Consider the following 25,803-nt stretch of genomic DNA (forward strand, 5'->3'; position numbering starts at 1 on the left):
GATGTCATAATGAAGTTAGCGGTAACAATGCGTCAGGGGCGACTTAGGCATGCCCGGCCCCCGGTTCAATCCTGCGCATCAGCAGCAGGCCCCGCCGCGCGCTTCCATCGTGTCGCTCAGCCCGCGCTCGACGAGCCGCGCCATCGCGTCGTGCGCGCGCTCGGCATCCTGCGCCTCGATCGCCTCGAACACCTCGAGATGGATGGGCAGCGCGTCGTGGGGGGCGGGCAGGCGGTGCTGCTTGAACGCAGTGGTGATCGCGATCGCCGCGGCGACTCCGCTGGTCAGCGAGACGATGAAGTCGTTGGCCGAGGCTTCGAGCAATGCCGAATGGAACGCCTCGTCGCAGCGCCGCCCCGCCTCGGTGGCGAAGCCGTGCTGCGCGACGCCGTCGAGCCCGGCCTTCATCCGCGCGAGCTGCTCGGGCGTACGGCGGCTGGCGGCGAGGCGCGCGGCATCGGGCTCGACGATCCGGCGCAGCTCGAACAGGCTGGCGATCAGCCCCGCGTCGGGCTCGCCCGCGAAGATCCAGCCAAGTACGTCGGGATCGAGCAGATGCCATTCTTTCCGTGGCGACACCTGGGTGCCGATCTTGGGCCGCGAATGGACCAGGCCCTTGGCGGCAAGGATGCGGATCGCCTCGCGATAGGCGGTGCGCGAGACGTTGAACTGGACGCTCGCGGCGATCTCGCCCTCGAGGATCTCGCCGGGCTCGAGCACACCCGAGACGATCCGCGTGCCGAGCTCGCGCGCCACCGTTCCGTGCAGCCGCAGCGAGCGCGGCCGCGGCGGGCGTCGCCGCACGCGCTTGGGCTTGGCTTCGGCAGGTGGGGCGGTGGCCATCGGCTCCGTGGTGGATAAGTAGGAGGATTGGGGGCTGCCCCTCTACCGGGATTTGCGGCGTCGGGAAACCCGATGCCGCTTCTTAGGCGTTGAGCAAGTTTAAACCCCTCTCCCCTTGTGGGAGAGGGAGGGAGCCGATGAAATCGGCGGAAGGGTGAGGGGGAGTGTGTCTCCTCTACGTCCCCCTCATCCTTCCCACTCGATTTCATCGAGCGGGCCCCTTCCTTCTCCCACAAGGGGAGAAGGAGGTTTGACGGTTACTCCCCCGCCGCCTCCATTTCGCGCAGCCGGTCGCGGTAGAATTCGATCCCCAGCGACAGGCTCTCGCCGATATGGCGGGCCTTGGTCTGCAGCGCTGCCGCCGTTTCAGGAGGAAACAACGCCTCTGTCGTCTCCTTCCACAGCGCGAGCCAGCGCACGAAGGTCTCGGGCGTGATCGTCTCGGCGTGGCGGATATGCGCGGGCATCGGCCGGCCCTTGTAGCGCCCGCTGGTCCGCATCACCGACGACCAGAAGGCCTGGAGCCGGGCGAGGTGCACGGGCCAGTCCTGGATCGCACCGTTGAAGATCGGCCCCAGCATCGCGTCGTCGCGGACGCGCGCATAGAAGGTATCGACCAGGCGCGTGAGATCGTCTTCGCTGAGCGGCGGGGTCATGGCACGCTGCAGCTAGGGCGCGGTGCGCCGGCGGGCGAGAGGACAAATTGTCGCACCCGGCGGGCGGGGACAGCCCTACCGCCCCACCCGCAACGTCGCGATCGGCTTGGTCCGCGCCTCTTCGTCGCGGTCTCGCCCCTGCTGGAAGGCGAGGTCGACATCGACCAACGTCTCTTCCTCGCTGCGCCGTCCGAAGTTCCGGGTCAGCCGGATGAGGACATGGCCGGCGCCGTTGGGGTTGATCCGGTCGGCGTCATACCCGTTGATCCGCACCTCGTATGCACCCTGCGGTGCGCGGCGGATGGCATATTCCTCGGGGCCGTAGCCGTCGGTCATGTCGTTCGAGATCTGTCCGCCTGCGCTGCTCAGCTGATCGCCGTAGAAGACGCGCTCGCCATTCGGCTCGTTGACCCACAGGTCGATATCGGCGTCGTCGGCGACCCATTCGATGACGATCCGCACATCGGTATCGAGCAGCGCGACGAGCCGCGGGTCGAGCGTCCAGCGCCCGCCCACTGCCTCGATATCGGGGACCAGCGCGTTGGCGTTCATCAGCGCGATCACTTCGAACCCGTCGAAATCGTCCGATGCCGGGTTCAGCGCCGCATCGGTGAGCAAGGCGAAGGCGCGCTCCAGATCGGCGCGTCCCGCCGCGCCGCGGCTGCGCCCGCGCGCCGCGAGCGCGAGCGCCAGATCGCGCGCGGGCTGCGGGCGGAACTCGGCATTGGCCGCCGCGATATGCTCGGCGAGCTCGATCGCGCGGTCGTGCGCCTTGTCGCGCTCGAGCCGGAAGGCGACGATCTGCCGCGTCTCGTCATCGGCCTGCGGCAGTTCGAGTGCCGAGAGCAGCAGCGACTCCCCGGTTGCGGTGTCGCCCTTGCGCCGGAACCATTCGGCGACGTCGAAATAGAAGCTCGGCACCGATCCAAAGGCGCGTTCCTGCTCGGCGAGCACCGTCAGCCGCTGCGCCGGCGCCGCTGCGTTGAGCGCGAGGATATAGGGGCGCTTGGCGATCAGGTCGGCAAGATCGACCTTGACTGCGGTGTCGACGGTCGCGCGCTCGGCCCGCGCGACCGGAACGTCGCGGAGCCGGGCCGCCGTCACGATCGCTTCGCTCACGTCATCGGCCGCGAGCCCTGCCGACTCGCTCGCCACTTGGGCGCGCGTCCCGGTGACCATGACCGCGCGGTCTTCGTCGCTCGGGCTGTGCGCCGGCGCGGGCTCGGATACCGGGGGCGGGGAGGGGGCCATGGCCATTGGCGCGGGCACCGCCATCGGCTCCGGCCGGGGCTTGGGGCGAGCCGACGCAACGAAGCGCCGCTTCCACCAGTCCTTGCGCTCGGCCCAGCGCTCGAGCACTTGCTCGAAGCGCTCGCGCTTGTCGTCGAGCGCCGCTTCGTCGGCATCCTGCTTCGATTCGCGGTACTGGCCCATCCACTCGGCGTCGAAGCCCGGCGGCGGCGCGATGCCGGCGCGGAGATACTGGTCGGGTCGTTCGAGCACGAGCAGCGACATCGCCGGCCCGGCGACCTGGTAGCGCCGCGCGAACGCGACCATCGCCTGGTGCCGCGCGGGATCATCGCCGAGGATCTGGACCTGCTGCGCCGCCCAGAGCGCGCCCGGCGCGTCCGCGGACACCGTCGCGCCCGCCGCATAACTGCGCTCGCTGCCGTCGCTCAGCCGCACGCGCACCCCGCCGCGATCGGGCATCGGGCCGACGATCTGCCATGCGCCCGCGCCGGCGGGAAGCGTGCGAAACGCGATGCGGCGCCCGGCCGAATCGCGTATTGCGGTCACGCCCGCTGTCGGCTGCGCGAGCGCGGCGACCGCCTCCGCCACCTTGCCGTCGGAGACGCGTACCAGCGGTCCCCGCGCGATGCGGCCGAGCCGCGCGCCATCGGCCTTGGGCGAGGCGGTCAGCAGCGCCAGCGGGCAATCGGCGGCGAATTCGGCGCCACGGTCGATCGTCACGAGCCCGTCGGAGACCAGCACGCAGCGGCGCGCCGGGGGGAGCGAGAGCGCGTCGAGCCCGGCGAAGGACGTCGCGCCGCGATAGGTCACGCCGTCGAGCATTTTACGTAGCGCCGCTGCATCGGGATGCATCGTCCACTGCGGCCGGTCGCTCGCGAAGGTGATCAGGTCGATCGCATCGGGCGTGGTCGTATCGGCCAGCCGCGCGAGCACTTCCGCCTCGAGGTCGCGCCGATCGTCGCGGTGCGAGAGCGAGCGATCCCAATAGATGCGCAGCCGTCCGCCGGTCGGGCGCGCCGCGCCTGCGGGGGCGGTGTCGCTGATCGCGAAGAAGCTTTCGCCGCTCGCATGCCGCGTGACGAGCATCGGCGCGGCGAGCGTGCCGCCGGCGATCTCGAGCCCGCCCTGCAGCCGTTTCCGGTCGCCGCCCGCATTGCCGCGCCACTGCGCGCCTTGCTTCGCGAGCGTCACCGTCTCGCCCGCGAACCGCACGCTCGGCGCGGCGGCAAAGCCGTCGACCGTCACGGTCAGCGACACCTTGCCGATCGTCCCCTCGCGCGACAGCGGCAGCACGATCCCGCGCATCGGATCGAACGGCGCCGCGAAGGTCACGCGGAAGCGCCGTGGATGCGCGCGATCGATCGGATAGATGCGCGTGGTGAAGCGGTTCCCCGAAACCTCGGCGAGCCCGGGATCGATCCCGGCGCGCACTTCATCCTCGTAGAGGTTGCGCGCCTTGGGCTGTTCGAGCAGCTGCCCCGGGATCATCGCGTCGCCGACGCTCAGCGCATAGCCGGTGACCACCGCATCGGCGGGCAACGCCAGCGCCAGCCTGGCCTCGAAATTCTCGTCCTCTTGCGGATCGGCGCTGAGCAGCAGCTCGAGCGTGACATCGGCGGTTCGCCCGGTGACGTGCGCGCTGACCAGCACCTCGTCGATCCGCAGGTGCTTCGCGACATCCTCACCGTCATCGGTGCGGATGCCGCGCTCCGCCTCGGACAAGCTCGGGTTGGTCTGCGCCATTGCCGGGGCGGGCAGCAGCCAAAGCCCGATCGCCAGCGAGATCGTCGCGCGCCACCCCATTGCTTCCCCCCTCATTCGGCGGAGAGACTGACCCAGCACGGTCCGCGGCGCAACGACAAACCGCTGGCGCGCGCGGCGCGGCGCGCCCATTTTGGTGCGGCACGATCGGGAGCGCAGGCATGGCATTGGTGGAACTGGGGCGCTTCGATCGGCAGGAAGCCTATATCGTCTAGGGCCGGCTAGAGAGCGAAGGCATTATGAGCTTCGTGTTCGATGCCGGGACCAGCATCGCTGACGGCAGCTACCTGCTGATCCCGGTGCGCGTCATGGTCGACGACGAGGACCTGGCCGCCGCGAAGGGAATGCTCGAACCCTAGGCTGTATCGACATTCAGCCCCACCTATCCTCTCCCCTTGATAGGGGAGAGGATAGCGAAGCTTGGCAGCTTGCTGCCTAGCGTAGCTTGGAGAGGGGTAGAGCGGCGCGAAGCGCCGCGCGGCTTCTTCGAAGCCGCACCCCCTCACCCAGCTCCGACTAAGCCTCTGCTTCGCAGAGACTAAGTCTGCGCAACCCTCTCCCCCTTGCAGGGGGCGAGGGAAGATAGGCTGAATGTCGATACCAGCCTAGCGGCGTCCCACCGGGCCGTGGAAATCGGCCTCGACCACGCCTAGCCGCCAGCCCGGGGGCACGGCGTCGGCGCCGGTATCGCCCGCCTTGCGCGCGGTATCGAGCTCGACGATCTTGCCGAAGCCGTCGCGGTCGGCGACCGGGCCGGTCTGGACGATCCGCAGCACCTGGCCGTTGGCGGGTGCGAAGGCGAGATGGGCATAGCCGAGCTGGCGTTCGGTCTCGCCTTCCCAGATCGTCCGCCCATCGAGCGTGATCCGCAGCGGATAGCTGCGCGAGCGCCAGCCGACGAGCTTCAAGTCGATCTCACTGAGCGTCACCGGCCCGGCAAAGCGATATTCGATCCACGCGGTCTCGCGCCGGCCGTCGCTGGTCCAGCGCGACAGCTCGTTGTCGTCGGTGCTGTTGCCGGCTTCGGCCTGGTTCGATCCCGCGACTACGCTCGCCGGCGTGCGCGTGATACGGCTTGGCACGAACGCGGGGCCCTTCGGCGTCGGCCCGCGGGTCAGCAGCCCGGGCTGGTGATCTTCGGGAAAGTCGCCGGAGAGGCCATTATTTGCCGGGCCCGCCGCCACCGTCGGCAGGGTCAGCGTCGCGGACTTGAGGCCCGCCGCCGTCGCGGTCACCCGCACTGTCCCGCGCTGCGTCCCGGCGCGCAGCAGCACGCGATTGACCCCCGCCTCGACCGGGAGCTTCTGCGAGAGGATGTAATTGTCCTCGCCGCGCGCGGTCCCGGCATAATGCGTGGTCTGGTCGGCGCCCGCAGGCTTGGTCGGCGCTGCCGGACCTTCGGCAACCGCCGAGCGCGGCGCGCCCGAGCTGTCGCCCTGCGCGATCCCGCCGCGCCATTCGGCCGGCCCGTCGAGCGTGAAGGCGACCTGGTCGTTCGCGGTCGGCACCCGCCGCCCCTGCGCATCGACCACCTCGACATCGACCAGCGCCACGTCCGCTCCGTCCATCACGAAGCCGCGCGGCGAGACATGCGGAGTCAGCCGCAGCGCCACCGGCGCGCCGACGGTCTCGAGCACATGCTCGGACCTGTGCCCGCCCGCATGCGTCGCCACCGCGCGCAGCGTTCCCGGTGCCCAGGGCACATCCTTCCAGGTGAAGAGGAAGCCGCTGCTCTTCGTCCCCTTGCCCAGCGACCGGCCGCCCAGGAACAGCTCGACCTGCGTCCCGTTCGACACCACGGTCACGTCCTTCCGCGTGCCCGGCGCGTAGTTCCAATGCCCGATGATGTGGCTGCGCGGGGTGACGCTGTCGACCCAGTCGCTCCACATCACCTGATGGGCATAAAAGCCCTGCTTGGGCAGCCGCATCGCATCGACTTCGCCCGAGCGCCGATAATTGTTGTCGCCGCGATAATGGGTGTTCGAGTCCGACCAGATGATGTTCACCCCGCCCGAGCTCACGCGCTTCCCCGTGCCGGGCCGCACGCGATAAAAGTCCCACCAGCGCTTGACGTCCTCGATCGCGTGGCTGTCCTGGTTGCGGTTATAGTCGGGCGAGTCCTTGTGGAACGGCGGGGTGAGGTCGTCCTGATAGGCCCGCGCCCCCTCGTCGCGCGAATATTCCATCGCCCACATCGGGTGCTTCGCGCTCTTGTTCACATAGAGCATCTCGCCGCCATATTCGGCGGTCTTGCTGTCGAGCATCTCGCGCGATCCGATCGCGCGGCCGCCCTGCGGATCGAAGCGGTCGCGGATCGCCTTCAATTCGGCCATATGGGCTTCGCTGATATTCTCGTTGCCGCCCTCGTAGAACAGGATCGAGGGGTTGTTGCGGTTGTAGACGATCGCGTCGGCCATCGCCTCCTTGCGCTGCTCCCAGCGCCGCCCGGTGACGTCGCTTTCGGCATCGCCCGCGGGCATCGCCTGGATCAGCCCGACGCGATCGGCGGACTCCACGTCCTGCTTCGACGGCGCGATGTGCATCCAGCGCACCAGATTGCCGCCGCTCTCGACCATCAGCGCGTTGGAGAAATCGCTGAGCCAGGGCGGGATCGACACGCCGACCGCGGGCCATTCGTTCGAGGTGCGCTGGGCATAGCCGTGCATCTGGATCGCGCGGCCGTTGAGGTGGACCATCCCCTCGCCGAACCGGGTCTGGCGAAAGCCGGAGCGCGTATCGACGCTGTCGATCACCTTGCCCCGCTCGGTCAGGCTGGTGGTCACCGTGTAGAGATAGCCATAGCCCCAGCTCCACCAGTGGAGCCCGCCGACCTTGCCCGCCGCGGCGAGCGTGCGCGTCTCGCCCGGCGCCAGCGTCGCGCTGCCGCCGTTCAGCCGCGCAACGATCTTGCCCGCACGATCACGGATTTCGACCCGATAGCCGATCGTCCGCGCCGTGCTCGCGGCATTGCGAACCTGCGTCTCGGCATGCACCGTCGCGCTGCGCCGCGCCAGGTCGAAGCGATCGGCCCAGACATATTGCCCGGTGGTGCCGAGCGAGCCCCAGAGCGGCAGCGTCTGGTGCACCGCGCCGGCCAGATGCAGCCGGACGTTCCGCGTGATCCCGCCATAATTGACGTTGAAATTGTCGTTGTTCCACTGGAAGCCGCTGCCGGTCGCGCGCTCCTTGTACTTCCAGTCATTGTCGACGCGGACGGCGATCAGGTTCTCGCCCGGCCGCAGCGCATCGGTGATGTCCGCGCCGAACGCCGACACGCCGTTCTCGGACAGCGCAACCGACTTGCCGTTGACCCAAATCTCCGCCGCCTGGCGCACGCCCTCGAATTCGAGGAACGCCCGGCCATCCTGCCGCGCGAGCGTGATGCGTTTCCGGTACCAGATGATCCCGGTCGACAGCTGCTTGATGTCGCGCGCGAACGCCTGCTTCTCGTTGAAGGCGTGGGGCAGCGTCGTATTGGCCCAGGTGCGATCGTCGAAACCGGGCTGCTCGGCGCCGCGCTGCTCGCCGGTCGCCGTCTTCCACCCCGGATTGAGGTTGTACGTGGCGCGGGGCGACGCGACCTTGGTCGATGCATCGTGCGCCGCTGCCGGCGCCGCGTGCGCGATGGCCAGCATCGATGCCAATCCGATCACATAGCCACGCATCCAGGCCTCCCCATTCGTTCCACGATTTGACACGACAGTACGATATATGGGCTAAAATGGTCAAGCCATGAGATGGCCGAACGTAAGATTGGCCTTACCAATAAGGTGGTGAGGCGGCGTCTTCGCTCCCCTGGCGCGACTCGCGGCCTGATCCTGCCAGCGCAATCCTGCTTTAGTTACGCTGCAGTGCAGCGCAAGTTCGCGCAACTATCCTGAAACATCCGGTTTTTCGTTGGTATGACAAATGGGTTGCGCCCGACGGAAAAGCTGATAATTCTAAAAGCTGAATCTGTGTCTCATATTGTGAGAGAACTGCACAAGCAGTCTCTCGGTCTGAGTGTCCGGTCGCAGGGGTAATCAGGAAGGCCTGAAGCCCGCCCCCGGATGAGTGCGTGCACAACACCGGTTGGGGAGAGGGGAAAAATGGCTGATCGTACGACGTCGCGTGCCCGCATGGGCGCAACTGCTTCCTGGGCAGCGCTGGGGCTGGCGCTAGCATGGGGCGGTCCGGCAATGACGCAGACTGCGCCCGCTACGACCGAGCAGGCCGCTCCCTCCGCCGACGACGTCGTTCCCGAAGACTCGCAAGAGGCGATCATCGTCGTTGGCTCGCGCGCCAGCCAGCAGTCGGCCAATAATCGCAAGAAGGCTGCGCGGACCGCCACCGACTCTATCGTCGCCGACGACATTGGCTCCTTTCCGGATCGCAACGTTGGCGAAGCAATCTCGCGCATTCCAGGCGTTGCGCTGAGCCGAAATGAATTTGGCGAAGGCACCGATGTCTCGGTGCGCGGCAATGGCCCCGATCTCACCCGCGTCGAACTCGACGGCGTAGGTGTCCAGAGCACCACTGCCCTCGCGCTAGGCCCGAGCCGCGCCCCGGATCTTCGTGAACTGCCTGCAGAGTTGGTCAAAAGCATCGACGTGATCAAGGGGTCGACTGCCGAGATGACCGAGGGTGGTCTTGGTGGCACTATCCAGATCAAGACGCGCACCGGCCTGGACTTTAAGAAGCCCTATTTCTCGCTGCGTGCAGGCGCCGGTCAGAATTCGCTGGGCAAGGATTGGACGCCAGACTTCAACGGCGTGGCTGCCACCAAACTGTTCGGTGATCGCGTCGGCGTCATCGTCAGTGGCACCTATGCTAAAATTCAGAACAACGGGCATAGCTACGAAACGACTACCAGCAACAACCGCAACTACGCGCGTCTCTTCGATTTCGACAATTCGCCGGAGAAGACCTTCAGCTATAATCCGGCGACGGTCGGTACGGACGCCGCCGATATCGCCTTCGCCAATAGCATTGCGCCGGATGGCACGACGCTTACTCCGCGTGAGTTGGTCAGTCTCGCAGCGGGGGCTTCCAGCAAGGCCCAATGCCTTCAGATTTTTCCGGACAACCCAACTGGAAATGGTGGCACGGTCACCGGCGCGACATTGGCGGCCCAGCATACGCAACGCATCCTAGAACAGCAGACCTGCCTCAATCAGTGGAACGACTATACGCCGTCGCTGATCCGCAACCTGATGGCGACGCAAACCGAGGAGCGCTATTCGTTCGATGCGCGATTCGACTATCGCCTAAGCGACAACCTCACGATCTTCGCCAAGGGCACGCTCACCGGCCGAGACGTCGATGATCAATTCCGCACGCGCACTCCGGTTACGCTGTTCAATCAGAATCTGGCGGGCACCTTCGTTGACACGACGGCAGGCTATCCGCGTCGGCGGACCGTCTCGCCCAACGCGCCGGCGGGCTATTATCTGTACGATCCACTCTACGGCTATAACGCGATCAGCACTGGCTCCGGCAGCAGCCTCGTCACCAACGCCGTGACTGGCAATGTGCTCAACGTGGTGCCGGGCAGTGTCGTCGTTGATAGCGCGCACAACGTCACCAAAATGACGACCACAAACAATTCAGTAAGCATCGATCAAATCGAGAACCGGATCAACAGCCAGTCCAAATACGCTCAGGTCGGTGCCGAATATCGCGGCGACCGCCTTGAGATCGATGCATTTGCCGCCATTACCGAAGCCGAGTCCAAGCGCGGAGACATGCGCACTTCGCGCGCTTACGCCTACGGGGACGCGACACTGACGCTTCAGCCTAATGGTCTTTGGGATATCGACCTGCCAGCCAGCTACGACGAGACCAACGCAGCTAATTTCGTTCAGCTCACAGCCCCCCCTTGCATAAGCGGCGGCACCAATCCTGCGACCTGCGTTGGTCAGAACGCGGTTGCTGCCAGCGCCACCACGGTTGCGTCGCCGCAATATCTCGTTTCGCGGATGCCGCTCACCACACCCAGCTTCGGCGTGTCCTATTCGCCCTCGCTGGGTGAATCCTCAGAGCGGATCGCCAAATTCGACATCGCGTACAAAACAGACGAAATCATTCCGTTCATCACTCGTGTGAAGGTGGGCGGCATGTATCGTAAGAACATGCTCGATCGCTGGGGCGGCGGCGGCTACACTGTGTCGACAGCCACGGGCACATTTGGCCAGCCGGGCTATGTTCCCGGCGTCTTCGTGCCGACCGCCAATGTCCGAGGCACGGTGCGCGCGTGCCAGCCTACCGCCGGCTCGGCGGCTGCCGGCGGCCTTTCGTGCAATTACGGCTTCGCTCCCAGCGTCAATCCTTCGAACGTTCGTTCGGGCGTTGACACCCTGACGCCGGACGAACTGCGGGCCTTGTTCGAAAAGACGCTCGAGGCACCGGACTCACAATATTTCGGCGGGGTGCCTAATCGCGGCAGCCTCCCCGATTCGTGGCAGGGTATCAAAACTGACGAACTTTTCGGCGCACTTGGCGCGTCCCAATTCATGAATTTCGACTGCCTAAAGGTCTGCACCGGCAGTGATGGTAACGAATACGCCCAACCGGTCACGCGGGTCCGTGAAACGATCAAAAACGTCTACGCAATGGCGGATTTTGAGCAGCGTTTGCCGCTTGGGCTGTTATTCAACGGCAATGTCGGCGTGCGTGGTGTTTTCGCCAATGTAACGGGTTCGTCGCTGCTTACGCTTGTTACGATTCGGCCTGGCCCGAACTTCAATCCACTCGATCCTAACGCCGCTGCAGGTCAGCTTTCGCAAACCTTCGCCACTAATTCGACGCTGAACAAGAGCACCACCGATTGGTTGCCCAGCTTCAACCTCAATTTGTGGGGCTTCAACGAGACCCTGGCGTTGCGGCTCTACGGCGGCAAGACGGTTGCACGTCCCAGCATGGGCAACCTGATTGTCGGCGGAACCTGTACGATCAACGAGATCGCGCTCGAACAGGTGGGTGACGACATCTTCGGTTGCAGCGGCCGTATCGGCAATCCCGGGCTCAAGCCATTTACGGCATGGAGCTACAATGCCAGCCTCGAATGGTATGCAAACGCCGACACATTGTTCTCGGTGGCTTACGGCAAGCTTGACGTTAAGATCGGAAATCCGATCGCCGTCACTCGCACGGAAAATCTTTTCGCCGGCAGCTCTGAAGTTGATCCGGTTACCGGCCAGCCGCTGGCTAGTTACCAGTTCAGTTATCCGACATGGGACAACGGCCCAGGATACAAGCGCGACATCTGGGAATTTCAGGCCAAAACTGCGTTCACCTTTTTGCCTTGGTTCCTGAAACATACCGGCGTTGATGCCAATTTCTCGATCCTCGCCTCTGCCGTCACCAGTGGTCAGCAGGATCCGCTGAGCGGCGATGTGATGCTACCCCCCAATGAGTCCAAATATACGACTAACGTCTCGCTCTGGTATGACGACGGCAAGCTCAACATGCGCCTTGCGTATCAAAAGCGCAGCGAGAACTTCACGTGCATCACGCCATGCGGCGGCAACAATATCGACGTCAATTATCCCGGCGAGCAGTGGACCAATGTCCGATTGGTTGCGCCTGGGTGGAACCCAGGGGTTGCGCGGTTCGTCGACGAGAGCGCGTTTATCGATGCCAAGGCATCCTACAACATCACCCGCAACTTTCAGGTTTATCTCGAAGGCCGCAATATCACGCGTGAGACGCAGAGCGAGTCGACTGGCGACTATATCCCGTTTGCGGATGGCACCAAGCGCGTCATGCGTCTTCGTTATGGTGGCCGCCGCGTCATGGGTGGCGTCCGCATCCAGTTCGGCAACTGATCCCAATGCTCGCGCGCGTGTCCCCGGATGCGCGCGCGGCGGGGCAGGCGCTCGATCGCTCCGAGCTCGGCGCGGTCGAGTTGCCGCGCCCGCCGCTCGACGACTTGCCCTATCGCGATCTGGTCCGCGCGCTCGTTGCGCGGCAGGGGTTCAGGCTCGATTTCAACCGGCTCGAACCCGGCGAGGCGCTCGGCCTAGTCTGTGATCAGCTATTGGGCCCGGGCACCTTCGTCTCCGAGCGCGCGCTTCTGGCGCAGGATATCGCGGCGCTCGCGGCGCTGATGGGCGAATTGGTCGGCGCCCGCGCGGCGGTGGCGCTGCGCACCTATTTCGCGCCCGGAGACCTGGTGTGGCATGTCGACCGCGTCCATGAGGCACGCGCGTTCCGACTGGTGTGGCCGCTGGGGCGCCCGGCTGGAATGCGCGTCACATCGCGCGACAATATCGACCGGACGATGTTCCGTGCCTATATGCACCGTGAGCACCCGCTGCTGGGTCGCCTCGACACGCGTGTCGCCCGCACCGGCGCCGATGTCGAGACGCTCTGGGCGCACCGTCCCGCCCAGCTCGAGGCGATGCGATCGGGCAGCTTTCCCTTCCTGATCGATCCCGGCCAGGTCCACGAGATCACCCCCGGCGCGGCGAGCATCCACTGCGTCGAAACCCCATCGCAGCCCGGCACCTACCACCGCTCCGCCTGGGCCAACCGCCACGCGCCGGGGCTCCAGATCGTCGTCACCGGTGCGGCCGGCTGATGCGCTACCGCGCTCTCGGCCGCACCGGGATCAGTGTGTCGGAACTCGCCGTCGCGCTGTGCGGCGCCGGGGACGATCCGGTCGAAGCCGCGACCACGCTCGCACACGCCTTCGATCGCGGAATCAATACCGTGACGATCGACACGGCCGACGCGCCGGGCCTGGACCTGCTCGGCGCGGCGCTCTCCGGACGCGGCGATATCCACGTCATCGCCCGCCCGACCTCGCTGGTGCGCTTCGATCTGCCTTCGCCACATGTCCCGGTGCACCATGCCTATCCCGGCGCGCATCTCCGGACGGAGACCGAGCGGTTGCTCGCCGCGCTGGGCATCGAGCGGCTGGCGCTGCTCCAGCTCCACGCCTGGTGCCCCGAATGGCGCGAGGAAGGCGACTGGCTCGAAACGCTCCAGCGCCTGCGCGACGAGGGCAAGATCGCCGGCTTCGGGGTGTCGCTGTTCGATCACGATATCGAGGCTGGGGTGGAGGTCGTCGCCGACGGCGCGATCGACGCGGTCAAGCTGATGTACAATATCTTCGATCCCGCGGGCGCGGCGCTGTTTCCGCGCTGTCAGGCGCAGGGGATCGGCGTGGTGGTGCGCGCGCCGCTTTATTATGGCGCGCTGGCCACGGGCGGCGCCGGGGGCTTTGCCAAGGGCGATTGGCGCAACGCCTATTTCTACGATGCGCACCGCCGCGAGACCGCCGATCGCGTCCGCCGGCTCGAAGCCGACCTTCCTCCCGATCAGTCCGTGGCAGGCACGGCGCTGCGTTTCTGCCTCGGCGTGCCCGCTCTATCCACGATCGCAGTGGGGATGCGGACCCGCGCGCAGGTGGAGGCCAATCTGCAGGCGATCGCGGCGGGTCCGCTCGATACCGAGCATCTCGCTGCGCTGTCGCGGCACAAATGGCTGATCTGAGCGAAGCTAGCTGCCTATTTTTCGAGCAATCTTTCGCATCTGCACAAAAATTTACGTTCCGGTGACATTTGATTGCGCGCAAATCGTGCGGAAATGCGTGAAATTGCGGCTGGCACGGTGCTTGCTGAATAGCCCCCGGGGATAACGCCAAGAGGGGGCGACATGAAGCTGATCATCGCCATCATAAAACCGTTCAAGCTGGACGAAGTGCGCGAGGCACTCACGCAAGTGGGGATCGCCGGCATGACGGTAACCGAGGTCAAGGGTTTCGGTCGCCAGAAGGGCCAGACCGAGATCTATCGCGGCGCCGAGTACAGCACCAACATGGTGCCCAAGATCAAGCTCGAGATCGCCTGCGGCACCGACATCGTCGACCGCGCCGTCGAGGCGATCCAGGCCGCGGCCAGCACCGGCGCGATCGGCGACGGCAAGATTTTCGTCCTCGATCTCGGCCAGGCGGTGCGCATCCGCACGGGCGAGACCGACGAGACGGCGCTGTGATGAAGGGGGATCAGATGAAGCTAGCAACCAAATTGGCTGCCGGGGCGGGTCTCGCCCTGTTCGCAGCTTTGCCCGCCTGGGCACAGGACGCCGCGCCCGCCGTGGCGGCAACGGTCGTCCCCGACGATTCGATGGTCAGCAAGGGCGACGTCGCCTGGATGCTCGTCTCGGCGGCATTCGTGCTGATGATGTCGGTCCCCGGCCTCGCGCTGTTCTATGGCGGCCTGGTGCGCACCAAGAACATGCTCTCGGTGCTGATGCAGGTGCTCACCATCGTCTGCGTCGCGGGCCTGGTCTGGTGCGCCTGGGGCTATTCGATGGCGTTCACCAATGGCGGGTCGCTCAACAGCTTCGTCGGCGGCTTCTCGAAGGTGCTGCTCAAGGGCGTCGACGCGAACACCTTCGCGGCGACCTTCTCGAACGGGGTATACCTGCCCGAGACCGTGTTCGTCGTCTTCCAGATGACCTTCGCGATGATCACCCCGGCGCTGATCGTCGGGGCGTTCGCCGAGCGCATCAAGTTCACCCCGCTGATCCTCTTCACCGTGCTATGGCTGACGCTCGTCTATTTCCCGATGGCGCACATGGTCTGGTACTGGCCGGGTCCTGACTTCCAGCCCGGCCTGCCCGACGATCACGGCTATCTCTGGGGTCTCGGCGCGCTCGATTTCGCCGGCGGCACCGTCGTCCACATCAATGCAGGCATCGCCGGCCTGGTCGGCTGCCTCGTGATCGGCAAGCGCACTGGCTACAAAACCGATCCGATGCCGCCGCACTCGCTGACCATGACCATGATCGGCGCGGCGCTACTGTGGGTGGGCTGGTTCGGCTTCAATGCCGGCTCGAACCTCGAAGCCAACAAGTTCGCCGCGCTCGCCTTCGTCAACACGATGACGGCAACCGCCGCCGCGGGTGCGGTCTGGGCGATCATCGAGCAGATCATCCACAAGAAGCCGTCGCTGCTCGGCGCGGCCTCGGGCGTCGTCGCCGGCCTGGTGGCGATCACCCCGGCTGCCGGCTTCGCGCATCCGATGACGGCGATCGTCCTGGGTGCCGTCGCTTCGGGCGTGTGCTTCTTCTTCGTCACCACGGTGAAGAACAAGCTGAAGTATGACGACACGCTCGACGTGTTCGGCGTCCACTGCGTCGGCGGCATCGTCGGCGCGATCGGCACCGCGATCGTCGCCGATCCGGCGCTGGGCGGCCAGGGCTTCATGGACTTCAACGTGATCCCCGCGGTCGCCGGCACCTACGACATGGGGGCGCAGCTGCTCACCCAGGCCAAGGCCGTGGGCATCACGCTGGTGCTCTCGGGCGGGGTCACGGCGATCCTGTTCCTGGCGATCAAGCACACGATCGGGCTGCGTCCCAGCGTCGAGGTCGAGCTCGAAGGGCTGGACATCAACGAGCATGGCGAGCGCGCCTACAACTACTGACGAGATCGGGCGCCGCGCACTCCTGCCAAAGCGCGGCGCCCAAACGACGTTCCTCCTGCGGACGACTGGGCCGGTGGTGCAAGCCACCGGCCCTCTTTTTTGCGCGGCGAGCGCCTACCCCAGATCCTCGGCGATGAACGCCGCGCCGCGCTCGCCGATCATGATCGTCGGCGCATTGGTGTTGCCGCCGATCAGCCGCGGCATCACCGAGGCGTCGGCGACGTACAGCCCTTCCACCCCGCGGACCCGCAGCCGCGGATCGACCACGGCATCGTCGTCCGATCCCATCCGCGCAGAGCCGACCGGATGGTAGATCGTGTCGGCGCGCGTGCGGATCAGCGCCTCGAGCGCGGCATCGTCGGCCAAGTCGACCGGATACCGGTCGCGGCCCTTATAGTCGGCGAGCGGCGCGGTCTCGAGGATGCGGTACATCGCGCGCGTGCCCGCCTTGAGCACCGCCATATCGCGCGGATCGCTCAGGAAGTTGGGGTCGATCAGGGGTGGGGCATCGGCGTGGGGCGACTGGAGCCGCACGCTGCCGCGGCTCTCGGGCCGCAGCACGCAGGCGTGGCAGCTGAAACCATGCCCGGCTACCTTGGCACGGCCATGATCCTCGACGATCGCGATCAGGAAATGGAGCTGGACGTCGGGCCGCTCGCCGGCGCGTTCGGTGCGCAGGAATGCCCCCGCCTCGGCATAGGGCGTCGTCATCCCGCCGCTCCGCGTCATCAGCCAGCGCATCAGCCCGCCCAGCGACTTGAGCGTCCCCATCGCCGAGCGCCCGAGGAACAGGCTGCCGGGAGTCTCGAACGCCGCGACGTAATCGACATGGTCCTGGAGGTTCGACCCGACCGCAGGGCGATCGACGCGCACCGGCACGCCCATCTCGGCAAGGTGCGCACCCGGCCCGATCCCGGAGAGCATCAACAACTGCGACGTCTGGAACGCCCCCGCCGCCAGCACGACGCGTCGCGCCCGGATCGTGCGCGCTTCCCCGCCGCGGCGATAGGCGACGCCGCAGGCGCGGCCACCTTCGAAGAGAATGCGCTCGACCATCGCCTCACAGAGCACCTCCACGCCGCCGCCCGGCAGATAGGCGCGCGATGCGCTCCAGCGCTCGCCGTTCCGCTGCGTCACCTGGTAGAGCCCGGCGCCTTCCTGCCGCGCGCCGTTGAAGTCGGGATTGACCGGGATCTGCAACCGCGCTGCCGCTTCGACGAAGGCGCGGCTGCCCGGATGCGCATAGGCCTGGTCGCTCACCCAGAGCGGGCCGTCATCGCCGTGAAAGGCGTCGGCACCGCGCATGTTGCGCTCGCTGCGCCGGAACCAGGGGAGGACATCGTCCCAGCCCCAGCCGGTGGCGCCGAGATCGCGCCATTCGTCATAGTCGCGCTGGTGGCCGCGGACATAGAGCATCGCGTTGATCGCGCTCGATCCGCCCATGCCCCTGCCGCGCGGCTGGTATCCCCGCCGCCCGTTCAGCCCGGGCTGCGGCACCGTCTCGAAGCGCCAGTTGGTCTGGCGGCCCTGGAACGGCATCATGCCGGGCATCAGCGTTTCGAGCCCCGTATTACGCCCTCCCGCTTCCAGCACTGCGACCTTGTACTTGCCGCCTTCGCTCAGGCGGCCTGCGACGGCGCTCCCGCCCGATCCGCATCCGATGACGACGATGTCGGCTTCTTCCATGCGTCCCCCCGTTCCCGGCGCGTCGCTTCCCAACGCGCCCTTATCGTTTCCGACGTGTCGCGGCTGCCGTCATGGCTCCAGCCGGGCGGGCGGATCATATAGTTCAGCCGCGCGCGCCAGGTGGGCGCGGCCCACACGTCCTTGGCGATCCCGATCCACTCGTGCGTCGCCGCCCAGAGGATGTTGAAGCTGCCCAGATCCTTGACGATGCCGTAGCGTGGGCGGTCGTCGTCGCGCTCGGGCTCGAAAGTGCCGAACATGCGATCCCAGACGATGAAGACGCCGGCATAATTGGTGTCGAGATACCGCGGGTTGGTCGCATGGTGGACGCGGTGGTGTGACGGCGTGTTCATCACCGCCTCGAACCAGCGCGGCATTCGCCCGATCACTTCGGTATGGATCCAGAACTGGTAGACCAGGTTCAATCCCGCGACGAAGAAGACCATCGCCGGGGGGAATCCAACCAGGAACAGCGGCAGCCGGAACAGGAAGTTCAGGCTGAAGAAGCCCGTCCAGGTCTGCCGCAGCGCGGTCGACAGATTATAATGCTGGCTCGAATGGTGGATGACGTGGCTAGCCCAGAACCAGCGGACGCGGTGCGCCGAGCGGTGAAAGGCATAATAGGCGAGGTCGTCGAGCACGAAGGCGAGGACGAACCAGTACCAGGCATAGGAGATGTCGAAGAGCCGGAACTGCCACACCCACATGGCCAGCGCGAAGATGAGGCCGCCTGAAAGCAAACCGGCGATCGTGCTGCCGGTGCCCAGCGCCAGCGAGGTCAGCGTGTCGCGCGGCTCGTAGCGCGTGCGATCCTTGATCCGCGCGACGATCATCTCGGCCAGCACCAGCACCACGAAGGCGGGAACGGCCAGAGTGATCGGATCGGGCAACATGCCGGCGAACTTACATCAATGTCAGTTGCGCTTCCAGTCCGGTAACATCCTCAGGCAGCACGCCGAACAGCAGCACCGGACCGAACATCCGCTCGCCGGTCTCGATCGTCACGCCTTCGGGCGACGCGCGCTTCCACAGCGGCCGCCCCAGCCGCCGCACTGCGACCCTGGCGCCGTGGCGCTTGACCACCGCGATGCCGTCGGTGCCGAGCACCAAAGCCGCCGCGCCATTGGTGCCGACCAGCGCCTCGCGCGCCGTAAAGCCGCTCAGCGCATCCTCGGCCATTCGCTTGGCGGTGGCTTCGTCGGCGATACGGCTCTCGCCCAGCTTGAGCAGCCACGCGATCCACACCAGCACCGCGACGGCGGCCGCCGATCCGGCGAGCTGGGTCCAGTTCATGCCCGGTCGGAAAGGGCGTCGAGCAGCGGGCGGATGCCCGAAATGTCATAGCCCGCGCCCGCCGCTTTGGCAGTGAGCGCGTCGGGATCGCCGCCGCGGCTCGCCTCGGCAAGCGCCCAGAGGTTGCACGAGCGCGTGCCCGAGCGACAATAGGCCAGCACCGGCCCCTGCGCGCCTTCGAGCGCCTTGGCCATCGCCTCGACCTGTTGCGAAGACATGCCGCCCATCACTGTCGGGATCGCGATATAGCCGAGCCCGGCCGCCTCGGCCGCGGCGCGGATTTCGGCGCTCGAGGGCTGGCCGGCCTCCTCGTCGTCCGGGCGGTTGTTGATCACCAGACCGAAGCCCTGCTCGGCGAGCAGCGGGATGTTCTCGGGCGCGATCTGCGGCGCCACCGATATCTGCTCGTCGATCTTCCGGATCATGCCGCCTCGCGAATAACTGCCAAGAATGTCGAACCATAGGCTTCGAGCTTGCGTGCGCCAACGCCCGAGAGCTGGCCGAGCGCGTCCAATGTCCCGGGGCGGAGCAGCGCCATGTCGCGCAGCACTGAATCGTGGAAGATCACATAGGGCGGCAGTCCGGCCTCCATCGCGATCTCGCGGCGCTTGGCGCGCAGCGCTTCGAACAGCGGGTTGCCGATCGGATTGACCCCGCCATCGCCGGTCCGCCCGCGCTTCGAGCGGCGCTCGCGCTTGGGCGGCAGCACCAGCTTCAAATCGGCCTCGCCCTTTAGGATCGGCTTGGCGGCAGGGCCGAATTCGAGCCCGCCATGCGCGTTGGCGCGCAGCGCGTCGCGCAGCAGCAGCGCGCGCGCCACCGGCTTGAGCAGCGCCGCCTCGTCGCCGTGGACGATGCCGAACACCGAGAGCTGCTCATGCCCGTTCGTCATGCTGCGCTCGCTCGACTGGCCGAGCAGGATCGATTCGATATAGCCGACGCCGAACATCATGCCGGTGCGGAACACCGCCGAGAGGAATTTCTGCGCAGTGACGCTGGCGTCGATCGCCGCCGGCGGACTCAGGCAATTGTCGCAATTTCCGCAGCGCTCGGGCGCGTCCTCACCGAAATGACGGAGCAGGATGCGGCGGCGGCACCCCGCGGTCTCGACCAGCGCGCCGAGTGCGTTGAGCCGCGTCCGCTCGCCTGCCTGCCGCCCCGGCTCGACTTCGCCGATCCGCTGTCGCGCGCGGGCGAAATCGTCGGCACCCCAGAACAAGTGCGCCACCGCCGGATCGCCGTCGCGCCCGGCGCGGCCGGTTTCCTGGTAATAGGCCTCGATCGACTTGGGCAGCCCGGCATGCGCGACGAAGCGGACGTCGGGCTTGTCGATCCCCATCCCGAACGCGACGGTGGCGACGACGACCATGTCCTCGCTCGCGACGAACGCCGACTGGTTGCGCCGCCGCACCTGCGGATCGAGCCCGGCATGATAAGGGAGGACGCTGCGTCCGGTCTCCGCCAGCTTCTGCGCGAGCTTCTCCACCCCCGCGCGCGTCTGGGCATAGACGATGCCGGGGCCCGGCTGCTCGGCGATCAGGTCGACGATCTGGCGCGTCGTGTTTTCGCGCGGCGCGATCATGTAGCGGATATTGGGCCGGTCGAATCCGGCGACGATCAATCCCTCGTGCGGGATGCCGAGCTGTTCGAGGATGTCGTCGCGGGTATGCGCGTCAGCCGTGGCGGTAAGTGCCAGCCGCGGCACGCCTGGGAAGCGATCGAGCAAAGGGCGCAGCAGGCGGTAATCGGGGCGGAAGTCATGCCCCCATTCCGAGACGCAATGCGCCTCGTCGATCGCGAACAGCCCGATCTTCGCCTGGCTCAGCAGGTTGCGGAAGCCCTCGCCCGAGGCGCGCTCGGGGGCGATATAGAGCAGGTCGAGGTCGCCGGCGCGGAACCGATCGATCGTCTCGGCGCGATTCTCGTCGACCGAGGTCAGCGTCGCCGCGCGGATGCCGACGGCTTCGGCCGCGCGAAGCTGGTCGTGCATCAGCGCGATCAGCGGCGACACCACGACGCAGGTGCCATCGAGCGCCAGGCTCGGCACCTGGTAGCACAGCGACTTGCCCGCGCCGGTGGGCATCACTGCCAGCGTGTTCTGCCCGCCGAGAACCCGATCGACCACCTGCCGCTGCACGCCGCGGAAGTCGGGAAAGCCGAAGGTTTTCCGGAGAATGTCGAGCGGATCGGTCACCGCGCTTCGTTAGGGCGGGTGCGGGTGCGGTGTCGAGGGGCAGGCGGGGAACGGAGGCGTTCCATCCACAGGCTTTCGGCGCACACGGACACGCGCTACTTGCGCCGCGGCCCCGATCGGCCAAAGCAGGAGGCGAATGACGGTTCGCGTGGAAATGGGCAAGGATATCGGCGGCGCGCCGGTATCGATGGATCTCGAGGAGCTCCTCGCCACGCGTTTGCTCGTCCAGGGCAATTCGGGGTCGGGCAAGTCGCATTTGCTGCGCCGCCTGCTCGAACAGTCGGCAGGCCAGGTCCAGCAGGTGGTGATCGATCCCGAGGGCGATTTCGTCACCCTCGGGGACCGCTACGGCCATATCGCGATCGAGGCGTCGGAGCATAGCGAGCGCGACGTCGCCCGCTTCGCCGCGCGGATCCGCGAGCATCGCGCCTCGGTGGTGCTCAGCCTCGAGGGGCTCGAAGCCGAAGGGCAGATGAAGTGCGCCGCCGCCTTCCTCAACGGGATGTTCGATGCCCCGCGCGACCATTGGTATCCCGCGTTGGTGGTGGTCGACGAGGCGCAGCTGTTTGCGCCCTCGGGGGGGGGCGAAGTTGCCGAGGACGTGCGCCGCGCGTCGCTGAGCGCGATGACCAACCTGATGTGCCGCGGGCGCAAGCGCGGGCTCGCCGGGGTGATTGCCACCCAGCGCCTCGCCAAGCTCGCCAAGAACGTCGCCGCCGAAGCGTCGAACTTCCTGATGGGCCGCACCTTCCTCGACATCGACATGGCGCGCGCCGCCGACCTGCTCGGCATGGAGCGTCGCCAGGCCGAAGCGATCCGCGACCTGGCGCGCGGCCATTTCCTCGCGCTTGGCCCGGCAGTGGCGCGGCGGCCGGTGTCGATCGAGATCGGCGCAGTCGAGACCAGCGCGCGCAGCTCGTCCCCCAAGCTCACGCCGCTGCCGCAGGCGCCCGCCGAGGACATGAAGGACCTGCTGCTTGCCCCGGTCGAGCCCGAATGGACGCCGCCCGTGCCGACGCCGGTGCCGACCCAAATGCCCTCGGAGCGGCTGATCGAGGCGCTCGCCCGCTCGACCCCCGCGCCGATGGAGTCGGTGCCCGACGTCGATCCCGAGGAAGCCGCCGAACGCATCGCCGAAGTGCTGCGCGACATCGTCGCCGATCCCGAATCGACCTATCGCTCGCCGTCGGTGCTCTATCAGGATTTCCTGGTGCGCTGCCGGATGGTCGGGCTCGCACGGCCGCCGCTCGACCTGTCGGGATTCGTCCGCCGGCTCTCGGCGGCGCGCGCCGGCATTCACGGCGATCCCGATGCCGATTGGGCGCAGGCGCTCGACGCAGCGCGCGCGCTTCCCGACGACATGCTCGGCCCTTTCCTGCTCGTCGCCCGCGCCGCGCGCGAGGGACTGCCGTGCCCGAGCGACACCGAGCTCGCCGCGACCTATGGCACCAGCTCGCTCGGCCGCGTCCGCCGGCTGCTCACCTATATCGAGAGCAAGGAGCTGTTCGTCACGCGCGTCGATCTTGCCGGCAAGCGCTCGATCACCATCCCGCGGCTGGGCTGGACCACCCAGCCGGCCGAGATCGGCTAGCCCGCCAGCACGCGCCGCAGCCACGCCTCGGTCTCGGCGGGCTTGGTCACCGGCAGCATATGGCCGCCCTCGATCAGTTCGATCGTCGCGCCGGGGATTTCCGCCGCGGTCTTCTCCCCGTTGACCCCCGGATCGAGCACGGCGTCGCCGCGGCCATAGAGGATGGCGACCGGCACGCGCATCTCGCCGTAGCGCGCGACCAGCGCCGCCATCTCGCCCGGCGCGGCGCGGACCTCGAACGATCCGGCCAGGTAGCTTTTGGGCCGCACCGCCAGCGCGCCGCCGCCCGCCAGCGCGAAGTCGCCTGGCACCGGATCGGGCGCGAAGATCGCCGCGGCGGTCGCGGGGCCGTTGCGCAGCCCCATCGGCACCACCAGCGTCCAGGCCAGCACCGGGCGCAGCGCTGCCGGTGCAAGCAGTCCCTTGAACACCGGCGGCACGGTATCGATCGCCTGGGTCAGCGGCGCGATCAGCGCGAGCCCGAGCACCAGCTCGGGCCGATCGAGCCCGAGCGAGAGGCTCACCGCGCCGCCCAGCGAATGGCCGACGAGCAAGGGTTTATCGAGCTCGAGCCGCTCGATCAGCGCCGCGATCATCCGCGCCTGCGCCGCGATCCCCGGCCGCGGGCCGCTGAGCGACGAATGCCCCCAGCCCGGGCGATCGACCAGGATCACGCGGTGATCGGCAGCGATCCGGGCGGCGAGCGAGTGCGAGAAGTTGCGAAGCTGCCCCATCAGCCCATGGATCATCACGATCGCCGGGCCCTGCGCCTCGGGGTTGATGTCGACATAATGGAGGCACGCGCCCTCGACCTCGGCGAACTGGCCCTCGGCGGGCACCATCTCCTCGGCCTTGCGCCCGACATAGGCCGACCAGCCGGCGAGCCCGAGGAAGAACACGCCCGCCAGCCCCAATGGTATCAGCATCGCTTCCCTCTCTCCGCCCGCGCGGCTAGAAGCTACGCATGTCCGACGTCCGCAACAACGAAGAACGCAGCCGCTTCGAATTGGAAGCAGAGGGCCACACGGCCTTCGCCGCCTACGCGATCGACGGCGATGTCATCACATTCACCCATACGGTGGTGCCGCCCGCACTCCAGGGCATGGGGGTCGGCAGCAAGCTGATCGCCGGTGCGCTCGGCGAGGCGCGGAGCCGCGGGCTCAAGGTGCGGCCCGATTGCACCTTCGTCGCCGCCTATATCGCCAAGCATCCCGAATGGCAGGATCTGCGGGTCTGATCTATTCCGCTGCGAGTTCTTCGCCGGCTTCGCGTTCCTGCGCCTGGCGCGTCCACATCTCGGCATAGACGCCGCCCAGCCGCAGCAATTCGGCGTGCGTCCCCTGCTCGGCGACGCGGCCGGCCTCGAGCACCACGATTCGATCGGCATGGACCACCGTGGAAAGCCGGTGCGCGATGACGATCGTGGTGCGGCCGCGCTCGATCGCCTCCAGCGTGGCCTGGATATCGGCCTCGGTGCGGCTGTCGAGCGCGCTGGTCGCCTCGTCGAGGATCAGGATCGGCGGGTTCTTGACCAGGGTACGCGCGATCGCGACGCGCTGTTTCTCGCCGCCCGAAAGCTTCAATCCGCGCTCGCCGACGCGCGTGTCGAAGCCGTCGGGGAGCGACTGGATGAACCCGGCGATCGCGGCGCCGCGCGCGGCATCGGCGATCTCTTCGGGGCCCGCACCTTCGCGGCCATAAGCGATGTTGTAGCCGATCGTGTCGTTGAACAGCACCGTATCCTGCGGGACGATCCCGATCGCCGCGCGCAGGCTCGCCTGGGTGACGGTGCGGATATCCTGCCCGTCGATCGTGATCCGGCCGCCGGTGATATCGTAGAAGCGATACATCAGCCGCGCGAGAGTCGATTTGCCGGCGCCCGAGGGGCCGACCACCGCCACGGTCGCACCCGCGGGGATGTCGAGATCGATGCCCTTCAATATCTGCCGGTCGGGATCATAGCTGAACTCCACATTCTCGAAGCGGACGTGCCCGTGCGCAACGTCGAGCGGCCTGGCACCCGGCGAGTCGGCGATTTCTTCCTGGGTGTCGATCAGATCGAACATGCTGCCCATGTCGATCACCCCCTGCCGGATCGTCCGATAAACCCAGCCGAGCATGTCGAGCGGGCGGAACAGCTGGCTGAGCAGCGTCGAGACCAGCACGACGTCGCCCGCCGTGAACCGCCCCGAGCTCCACCCCCACACGATCAGCGCCATGCCGGCGCCGAGCATGGTATTGGTGATCAGCGCCTGGCCGATGTTGAGCCAGGCGAGCGAATTCTCGCTGGTGACCGCGGCCTTCATGTACGAGCTCATCGCCTTGTCGTAGCGCGCCGCCTCGCGCGCCTCGGCGTTGAAATACTTCACCGTTTCGAAGTTGAGCAGCGAATCGACGGCATGCGCCACCGCGCCGGTGTCCAAGTCGTTCATCTGCTCGCGCAGCTTGGAACGCCAGTCGGTCACCCAGCGTGTGAAGGAGATATAGACGACGACCATCACCAGCGTGCCGGTCACCAGCCAGCCGCCGAAGCGCGTCCAGAAGATGCCGAGCACGAGCCCGAGTTCGAGGATCGTCGGGGCGATGTTGAACAGCAGGAAATAGAGCATCGTGTCGATGCTCTTGGTGCCGCGCTCGACCACCTTGGTGATCGCGCCGGTGCGCCGCTCCAGATGGAAGCGCAGACTCAGCCGGTGGAGGTGCGCGAACACGTCCGACGCCAGCCGGCGCGTCGCGTCCTGCCCGACCTTCTCGAACACCGCGTTGCGCAGATTGTCGAACAGCACGCCGCCCAGCCGCGCGGCGGCGTAGCCCACCACCAGCGCGGTCACCAGCCAGACCGCGTCGCGCGAGCCGCTCGCCATCCGATCGATCGCGCCCTGCAGCGCGAACGGCGCGCCGTAGACCTGGATCAGCTTGGAGATCACCACCAGCGCCAGCGCGATCACGATGCGCGCGCGCAGCCCCGGCGAATCCTTTGGCCACAGATAGGGCAGGAAGCGCCGCATCGTTGCAAGCAACGGCCGCTCGGGTGCGGATTCAGAATTCAGGGGAGGCATCAAGCCCCGATCTGGTGCGCCGGGCGCCGCGATGCAACGTCTTGCCGGAACGGGC

18 protein-coding genes and 1 pseudogene are annotated in these 25,803 nt (G+C 67.0%); 8 read left to right on the forward strand and 11 right to left on the reverse strand.

The genetic code is table 11. From position 1 onward, the window contains the following. Nucleotides 1-78 precede the first annotated feature (78 nt). The 3 genes from RZN05_RS17575 to RZN05_RS17585 all read right to left on the reverse strand — a co-directional run bounded on the left by RZN05_RS17575 (nucleotide 79) and on the right by RZN05_RS17585 (nucleotide 4,568). Complete coding sequence (locus tag RZN05_RS17575; protein WP_317227983.1) at nucleotides 79-843, reverse strand: FadR/GntR family transcriptional regulator; 765 nt, start codon at nucleotides 841-843, stop codon at nucleotides 79-81. Between the two features lie 257 nt (nucleotides 844-1,100). Further along, nucleotides 1,101-1,499: a group III truncated hemoglobin gene (locus tag RZN05_RS17580; RefSeq protein ID WP_317227984.1), complete on the reverse strand. Its 399-nt coding sequence runs from the start codon at nucleotides 1,497-1,499 to the stop codon at nucleotides 1,101-1,103. 75 nt (nucleotides 1,500-1,574) lie between these two features. Next, complete coding sequence (locus tag RZN05_RS17585) at nucleotides 1,575-4,568, reverse strand: VIT domain-containing protein (protein WP_317227985.1); 2,994 nt, start codon at nucleotides 4,566-4,568, stop codon at nucleotides 1,575-1,577. Nucleotides 4,569-4,672: 104 nt separating this feature from the next. On the opposite strand from RZN05_RS17585, the pseudogene RZN05_RS17590 reads away from it, so the two are divergent. After that, nucleotides 4,673-4,870, forward strand: a pseudogene (locus RZN05_RS17590) (putative signal transducing protein). A 246-nt stretch (nucleotides 4,871-5,116) separates the two neighbouring features. On the opposite strand, the gene RZN05_RS17595 reads toward RZN05_RS17590, so the two are convergent. Next, nucleotides 5,117-8,176 (reverse strand): glycoside hydrolase family 2 protein, encoded by a 3,060-nt coding sequence (locus tag RZN05_RS17595; RefSeq protein WP_317227986.1) that lies wholly within the window; start codon nucleotides 8,174-8,176, stop codon nucleotides 5,117-5,119. A gap of 423 nt (nucleotides 8,177-8,599) precedes the next feature. Here RZN05_RS17595 and RZN05_RS17600 point away from each other — a divergent pair, with 423 nt between their 5' ends. From RZN05_RS17600 to RZN05_RS17620, 5 genes are all read left to right on the forward strand, one after another. Then, complete coding sequence (locus RZN05_RS17600; protein ID WP_317227987.1) at nucleotides 8,600-12,316, forward strand: TonB-dependent receptor; 3,717 nt, start codon at nucleotides 8,600-8,602, stop codon at nucleotides 12,314-12,316. Between the two features lie 17 nt (nucleotides 12,317-12,333). After that, complete coding sequence (locus tag RZN05_RS17605) at nucleotides 12,334-13,071, forward strand: hypothetical protein (protein WP_317227988.1); 738 nt, start codon at nucleotides 12,334-12,336, stop codon at nucleotides 13,069-13,071. Then, nucleotides 13,071-13,988 carry an aldo/keto reductase gene (locus RZN05_RS17610; protein WP_317227989.1) on the forward strand — a complete coding sequence of 306 codons (918 nt, stop codon included), beginning with the start codon at nucleotides 13,071-13,073 and terminating at the stop codon, nucleotides 13,986-13,988. Before RZN05_RS17605 ends, RZN05_RS17610 begins: the two co-directional genes overlap by 1 nt. Before the next feature lie 162 nt (nucleotides 13,989-14,150). Then, the gene (locus RZN05_RS17615) at nucleotides 14,151-14,489 is read left to right on the forward strand and encodes a P-II family nitrogen regulator (RefSeq protein WP_100283106.1); all 339 of its coding nucleotides are present in this window, start codon (nucleotides 14,151-14,153) and stop codon (nucleotides 14,487-14,489) included. Nucleotides 14,490-14,503: 14 nt separating this feature from the next. Continuing rightward, nucleotides 14,504-15,925, forward strand: a complete 1,422-nt coding sequence (locus RZN05_RS17620) for an ammonium transporter (RefSeq protein ID WP_317227990.1) — start codon at nucleotides 14,504-14,506, stop codon at nucleotides 15,923-15,925. Nucleotides 15,926-16,039: 114 nt separating this feature from the next. Here the strand turns inward: RZN05_RS17620 and RZN05_RS17625 are convergent, their stop codons facing one another. Genes RZN05_RS17625 through recQ form a run of 5 tightly spaced genes read right to left on the reverse strand, consistent with a single transcriptional unit; the run spans nucleotide 16,040 to nucleotide 21,098 of the window. Continuing rightward, on the reverse strand, nucleotides 16,040-17,611 hold the full coding sequence (locus RZN05_RS17625) for a GMC family oxidoreductase (protein WP_317227991.1): 1,572 nt from the start codon (nucleotides 17,609-17,611) through the stop codon (nucleotides 16,040-16,042). Next, nucleotides 17,545-18,504, reverse strand: a complete 960-nt coding sequence (locus tag RZN05_RS17630) for a sterol desaturase family protein (RefSeq protein ID WP_317227992.1) — start codon at nucleotides 18,502-18,504, stop codon at nucleotides 17,545-17,547. The genes RZN05_RS17625 and RZN05_RS17630 overlap by 67 nt, the downstream gene beginning before the upstream one ends. Before the next feature lie 10 nt (nucleotides 18,505-18,514). Beyond that, nucleotides 18,515-18,904, reverse strand: a complete 390-nt coding sequence (locus RZN05_RS17635) for a hypothetical protein (RefSeq protein WP_317227993.1) — start codon at nucleotides 18,902-18,904, stop codon at nucleotides 18,515-18,517. Further along, a complete protein-coding gene (locus RZN05_RS17640; protein ID WP_317227994.1) occupies nucleotides 18,901-19,329 on the reverse strand; it encodes a TIGR01244 family sulfur transferase in 429 nt (142 codons plus the stop codon). Before RZN05_RS17640 ends, RZN05_RS17635 begins: the two co-directional genes overlap by 4 nt. Then, nucleotides 19,326-21,098, reverse strand: a complete 1,773-nt coding sequence (recQ, locus tag RZN05_RS17645) for a DNA helicase RecQ (protein ID WP_317227995.1) — start codon at nucleotides 21,096-21,098, stop codon at nucleotides 19,326-19,328. Before recQ ends, RZN05_RS17640 begins: the two co-directional genes overlap by 4 nt. A 136-nt stretch (nucleotides 21,099-21,234) precedes the next feature. Between recQ and RZN05_RS17650 the strand changes: the two genes are divergently transcribed. Next, nucleotides 21,235-22,689, forward strand: a complete 1,455-nt coding sequence (locus RZN05_RS17650; RefSeq protein WP_317227996.1) for an ATP-binding protein — start codon at nucleotides 21,235-21,237, stop codon at nucleotides 22,687-22,689. On the opposite strand, the gene RZN05_RS17655 is transcribed toward RZN05_RS17650, so the two are convergent. Further along, a complete protein-coding gene (locus RZN05_RS17655) occupies nucleotides 22,686-23,615 on the reverse strand; it encodes an alpha/beta fold hydrolase (RefSeq protein WP_317227997.1) in 930 nt (309 codons plus the stop codon). The two genes, RZN05_RS17650 and RZN05_RS17655, sit on opposite strands and share 4 nt — an antisense overlap. A gap of 38 nt (nucleotides 23,616-23,653) precedes the next feature. Between RZN05_RS17655 and RZN05_RS17660 the strand changes: the two genes are divergently transcribed. After that, on the forward strand, nucleotides 23,654-23,926 hold the full coding sequence (locus tag RZN05_RS17660) for a GNAT family N-acetyltransferase (protein ID WP_317227998.1): 273 nt from the start codon (nucleotides 23,654-23,656) through the stop codon (nucleotides 23,924-23,926). 1 nt (nucleotide 23,927) lies between these two features. On the opposite strand, the gene RZN05_RS17665 is transcribed toward RZN05_RS17660, so the two are convergent. After that, nucleotides 23,928-25,748: an ABCB family ABC transporter ATP-binding protein/permease gene (locus tag RZN05_RS17665; protein WP_317227999.1), complete on the reverse strand. Its 1,821-nt coding sequence runs from the start codon at nucleotides 25,746-25,748 to the stop codon at nucleotides 23,928-23,930. Nucleotides 25,749-25,803: the final 55 nt, after the last annotated feature.

The sequence above is a fragment of the Sphingomonas sp. HF-S4 genome, assembly GCF_032911445.1.
GTDB lineage: Bacteria > Pseudomonadota > Alphaproteobacteria > Sphingomonadales > Sphingomonadaceae > Sphingomonas > Sphingomonas agrestis.

What these genes read in the sequence shown, in the direction of transcription:
- RZN05_RS17655 (WP_317227997.1), bottom strand. Translation starts at nt 23,615, where the DNA reads ATGCTGATACCATTGGGGCTGGCGGGCGTGTTCTTCCTCGGGCTCGCC.
- RZN05_RS17610 (WP_317227989.1), top strand. Translation starts at nt 13,071, where the DNA reads ATGCGCTACCGCGCTCTCGGCCGCACCGGGATCAGTGTGTCGGAACTC.
- RZN05_RS17625 (WP_317227991.1), bottom strand. Translation starts at nt 17,611, where the DNA reads ATGGAAGAAGCCGACATCGTCGTCATCGGATGCGGATCGGGCGGGAGC.
- RZN05_RS17650 (WP_317227996.1), top strand. Translation starts at nt 21,235, where the DNA reads ATGACGGTTCGCGTGGAAATGGGCAAGGATATCGGCGGCGCGCCGGTA.
- RZN05_RS17595 (WP_317227986.1), bottom strand. Translation starts at nt 8,176, where the DNA reads ATGCGTGGCTATGTGATCGGATTGGCATCGATGCTGGCCATCGCGCAC.
- RZN05_RS17620 (WP_317227990.1), top strand. Translation starts at nt 14,504, where the DNA reads ATGAAGCTAGCAACCAAATTGGCTGCCGGGGCGGGTCTCGCCCTGTTC.
- RZN05_RS17665 (WP_317227999.1), bottom strand. Translation starts at nt 25,748, where the DNA reads ATGCCTCCCCTGAATTCTGAATCCGCACCCGAGCGGCCGTTGCTTGCA.
- RZN05_RS17635 (WP_317227993.1), bottom strand. Translation starts at nt 18,904, where the DNA reads ATGAACTGGACCCAGCTCGCCGGATCGGCGGCCGCCGTCGCGGTGCTG.
- RZN05_RS17640 (WP_317227994.1), bottom strand. Translation starts at nt 19,329, where the DNA reads ATGATCCGGAAGATCGACGAGCAGATATCGGTGGCGCCGCAGATCGCG.
- RZN05_RS17585 (WP_317227985.1), bottom strand. Translation starts at nt 4,568, where the DNA reads ATGAGGGGGGAAGCAATGGGGTGGCGCGCGACGATCTCGCTGGCGATC.
- RZN05_RS17580 (WP_317227984.1), bottom strand. Translation starts at nt 1,499, where the DNA reads ATGACCCCGCCGCTCAGCGAAGACGATCTCACGCGCCTGGTCGATACC.
- RZN05_RS17660 (WP_317227998.1), top strand. Translation starts at nt 23,654, where the DNA reads ATGTCCGACGTCCGCAACAACGAAGAACGCAGCCGCTTCGAATTGGAA.
- RZN05_RS17615 (WP_100283106.1), top strand. Translation starts at nt 14,151, where the DNA reads ATGAAGCTGATCATCGCCATCATAAAACCGTTCAAGCTGGACGAAGTG.
- RZN05_RS17600 (WP_317227987.1), top strand. Translation starts at nt 8,600, where the DNA reads ATGGCTGATCGTACGACGTCGCGTGCCCGCATGGGCGCAACTGCTTCC.
- RZN05_RS17575 (WP_317227983.1), bottom strand. Translation starts at nt 843, where the DNA reads ATGGCCACCGCCCCACCTGCCGAAGCCAAGCCCAAGCGCGTGCGGCGA.
- RZN05_RS17630 (WP_317227992.1), bottom strand. Translation starts at nt 18,504, where the DNA reads ATGTTGCCCGATCCGATCACTCTGGCCGTTCCCGCCTTCGTGGTGCTG.